Origin of the sequence: Chamaesiphon sp. VAR_48_metabat_403 (assembly GCF_031422475.1) — a bacterium.
In the GTDB taxonomy this organism is placed as follows: Bacteria; Cyanobacteriota; Cyanobacteriia; order Cyanobacteriales; family Chamaesiphonaceae; genus Chamaesiphon.
The window spans coordinates 1-3,777 of record NZ_JANPLS010000140.1; the positions used below are offsets into that span (position 1 = coordinate 1).

The 3,777-nt window shown below is 46.7% G+C and carries 4 protein-coding genes; 3 read left to right on the top strand and 1 reads right to left on the bottom strand.

Annotated features, from left to right (window positions below):
* A partial coding sequence (locus tag RMO79_RS06780; RefSeq protein WP_310482312.1) for a glycosyltransferase occupies positions 1–803 on the top strand: 803 nt, incomplete at its 5' end.
* Positions 804–1,013: 210 nt separating this feature from the next.
* On the opposite strand, the gene RMO79_RS06785 is transcribed toward RMO79_RS06780, so the two are convergent.
* The gene (locus tag RMO79_RS06785; RefSeq protein ID WP_310482313.1) at positions 1,014–1,544 is read right to left on the bottom strand and encodes a tetratricopeptide repeat protein; all 531 of its coding nucleotides are present in this window, start codon (positions 1,542–1,544) and stop codon (positions 1,014–1,016) included.
* A gap of 189 nt (positions 1,545–1,733) precedes the next feature.
* Between RMO79_RS06785 and RMO79_RS06790 the strand changes: the two genes are divergently transcribed.
* A complete protein-coding gene (locus tag RMO79_RS06790) occupies positions 1,734–2,168 on the top strand; it encodes an NUDIX hydrolase (protein ID WP_310482315.1) in 435 nt (144 codons plus the stop codon).
* 147 nt (positions 2,169–2,315) lie between these two features.
* The gene (locus RMO79_RS06795) at positions 2,316–3,764 is read left to right on the top strand and encodes a TldD/PmbA family protein (protein WP_310482316.1); all 1,449 of its coding nucleotides are present in this window, start codon (positions 2,316–2,318) and stop codon (positions 3,762–3,764) included.
* The last annotated feature ends 13 nt before the right edge of the window (positions 3,765–3,777 follow it).

The following is a 3,777-nucleotide window of genomic DNA, read 5'->3' on the forward strand; positions in this document are numbered from 1 at the left end:
ATACGGTATCGCCGACTTATGCAGCGCAAATTCAGACGATCGAGTATGGCGAGACAATTGAGGGATTACTATCTTTTATTAGTGGCAGGTTGTCGGGAATTGTCAATGGCATCGACACAGAAGTTTACGATCCGGCAAATGATAAAGCTTTAGCCAAACCTTATACTGCCAAAACGATCGAAGATCGGATTGCTAATAAAGCCGCACTCCAGCAAGAAGTCGGTTTGGCAATAAATCCCGATACTTTCTTAGTGGGGATGGTATCGCGGTTGGTGGAGCAAAAAGGCTTAGATCTGATGCTGCAAACACTCGATCGGTTTTTGGCTTATACCGACGCTCAGTTTGTCGTCTTAGGTACTGGCGATCGCAATTATGAGACGCAATTATGGCAACTAGCTTCGCGATATCCCGGTCGGATGGCGACTTATTTACTGTATAATGAGTCATTATCGCGCCGAATCTATGCGGGTTCTGATGCTTTTCTGATGCCGAGTCGCTTCGAGCCTTGTGGCATCTCGCAGATGTTAGCCATGCGCTATGGTTGCGTACCAATCGTGCGTCGGACTGGCGGTTTGGTCGATACGGTAACTCACCACGATCCGCAGCATAAAAAAGGTACCGGATATTGCTTCGATCGTTATGAAGCTCTAGATCTCTATACCTGTATGGTACGCGCTTGGGAAAGCTTTAATTATAAACCCCAATGGCAAGCCCTCCAACAACGAGGGATGGAAAGTGATTTCAGTTGGGATAAATCGGCAATCGAATACGAGACACTATATAAATCGATTGTTGCCCAATAATACTCCAACGTTAATTCCCGACTTCAGATGAAGTCGGGAATTAAAATAAATTGAAATAGGATCTCGATCTAATAAGTAGGTAGGTGCAATTATTTATAAAATAGATTATGCCTGAAACCTAGCTGGTGGGAGATGCCCACCCTACGCGATATTTGATATTTAGCTACGCCTATCTACTTAATCGGACAAGTAGAATTATAAAATACGCGGTTATAACATTCCAGAACCCCAACTACCAGTATCGATAATTTTATTGAGTACTTTCATCGTACTTTGATACTTTTTGATATTACCTTGCTCTTTAAATAATTTAGCAGCAAATCGCCAGTCGATCGCCGCTTCCTGTTCGCCATATAAGTCGCGGTAAACATAGCCGCGATTGGAATAAGCCAGGGCAAAATCAGGATTTAGTTCGATCGATTTATTATAATCAGCAATCGCCATCACATACTCTTTAGCCACATAGCGTAAAAACCCCCGTCGGTAGTAAGCGACTGCCAGCGTCGGATCGAGTTCGATCGATCGGTTATAATCGATCTTGGCATTCTCTTCATCACCCAATCGATAATAGGCAACTCCACGACAACAAAAAGCCAGCGCATTGGTAGGATCGATGTGGATTGCTTCGGTATATTCTGTGAGCGATCCGAGATAATCCCCTTGCTTGTATTTTAGGTTGGCAGAGGAGATAATATCGCTAGTTATTGAATCTTTAACAGGAGCATAAATGGTTTGGGACATGTTTGTGTGACTTTTGCTGACTGTTTATCGACGAAAAACAGGGTGATTACTAGCAAACATAACTCATCCACATCTTCGGCGTTGTGATTTGAATATTTACAAACTAAAACATTAAATACTTCTCAAAATACAGCTAAATCGACAAGCTCCAAAAAACAAAGAATCAATTAATAATCCCTTTTCGCTAACATGGCTTACCGCAATCCCACCCCGACTGTAGATATCATTATCGAACTAATCGATAAACCCCACCGCCCGATTATCCTCATCGAACGGCTGAATCCGCCGCATGGCTGGGCATTACCAGGCGGGTTTGTAGATTATGGGGAATCGTTAGAAACAGCCGCAGTCCGCGAAGCCAAAGAAGAAATCGGGCTAGACGTGCAACTACTCGAACAGTTTCACGTTTACTCCGCTCCCGATCGCGATCCCAGGCAGCATACAATTAGTATCGTATATATTGCTACTGCCACCGGAGTGCCGATCGCGCAAGATGATGCCAAAAGCGTCGGCATTTTTGCACCCTGGGAAATCCCTACCGATTTGTGTTTCGATCATGGGCAAATCGTTCGAGATTATTTAGAATATCGGTACTATCATCGTCGTCCGGGAATTAGGTATTAGGCTTTAGGTATTAGGTGTTAGGCTTTCGGTTTTAGCGAAGATCTACCCACCCCGCCCTACGGGCACCCCTCCAGGGAGGGGATTTTTCTTACTTCTTACTCCTTACTTCTTACTTCTTACTCCTTACTCCTCCCCCCCACTCCCCAAATGATTACCACCCCAACCGCTCGACTCAGTGACTTACTCGATTGCATCGATTTACCTGTAGATTGGGTGGGTTTGCGAAAAATGCGGGAAGTGTCGATCGGGCGATCGGCACGGGACGGAATGCCGCAAAATAATGGTACGACCATTAGTGAAGGTGTGATGGTCGAAGTATTAGTCGATGGACAAATTGGCTATAGTGCGACGAATATTGTTACTCGCGCGGGGATTCAAGCTGCTGCTAATACAGCTTATCAGCAAGCGATCGCGGCTAGTGCCTATCGAATTTACTCCGTCACTACCGCCCAGCGACCCAAGGTAGTCGGGCAATATGTTTCCCCGACCCTCCAACCATTTAATAGCCTCACTCCTGGCGAAATTAGCGAACAACTGAGCAAGATTTGTCATGCGCTTAAAGTGGATGAAAAAATCGTTCAAACTAGTGCCACGATGATTACCCGCGAAATCGAAACCTGGTTTGTGAGTAGTAATGGTTCCGATGTCTATCAGAAATTTTTGCTGATGACGACAGATTATGCAGCTACCGCACAGGATGGAGCTATTATCCAACATCGGAGCGATCGGGGGGGACTGGCGCGGTGCTATCAGGGGGGGATGGAATATTTTCTCACGCCTGACTTATGGGCGCGGGTGCGACAGGTGGGCGAACAGGCGGTAGAACTGCTGACAGCGATGGAATGTCCGACAGAAACCACCAATCTCGTCCTCGCACCAGATCAACTACTCTTGCAAATCCATGAAAGTGTCGGACATCCGCTCGAATTAGACCGAATTTTGGGCGACGAGCGCAATTATGCAGGTGGAAGTTTCGTCAAACCAGCAGATTTTGGCAACCTCGTCTACGGTTCGCCGCTGATGAATATTACCTTCGATCCTACCGTTGCGGGGGAATTCGCCAGCTATAGCTTCGATGACTCTGGAGCTACCGCCACACGAGAATATATCATCCGCGATGGCATTTTAGAACGCGGCTTAGGCAGCTTAGAAAGTCAGGCGCGATTGGATCTACCAGGAGTCGCTTGCAGCCGCGCTTGTAGCTGGAATCGTCCGCCGATCGATCGGATGGCAAATATCAACCTCGAACCTGGGGATAAGAGCTTCGACGACATTATCGGTGGCATCGAGCGGGGGATTTATATGGAATCCAATCGTTCTTGGTCGATCGACGATCGCCGTCATAAATTCCAGTTTAGCTGTGAATACGCCCAGCTCATCGAAAATGGCAAATTGACTCAAACAGTCCGCAACCCTAATTATCGGGGCATCACGCCTCAATTTTGGGGCAATCTCGCCCAAATCGGTAATGCTAATACCTGGGAAATGTACGGTTCTCCCTTCTGCGGTAAAGGCGAACCCAATCAAATCGTCTGGGTAGGGCACGGCGCGCCCGTCGCCGCATTTAGTAATATCGAAGTCTTCGGTGGGGATTAACACCCTAGAATCT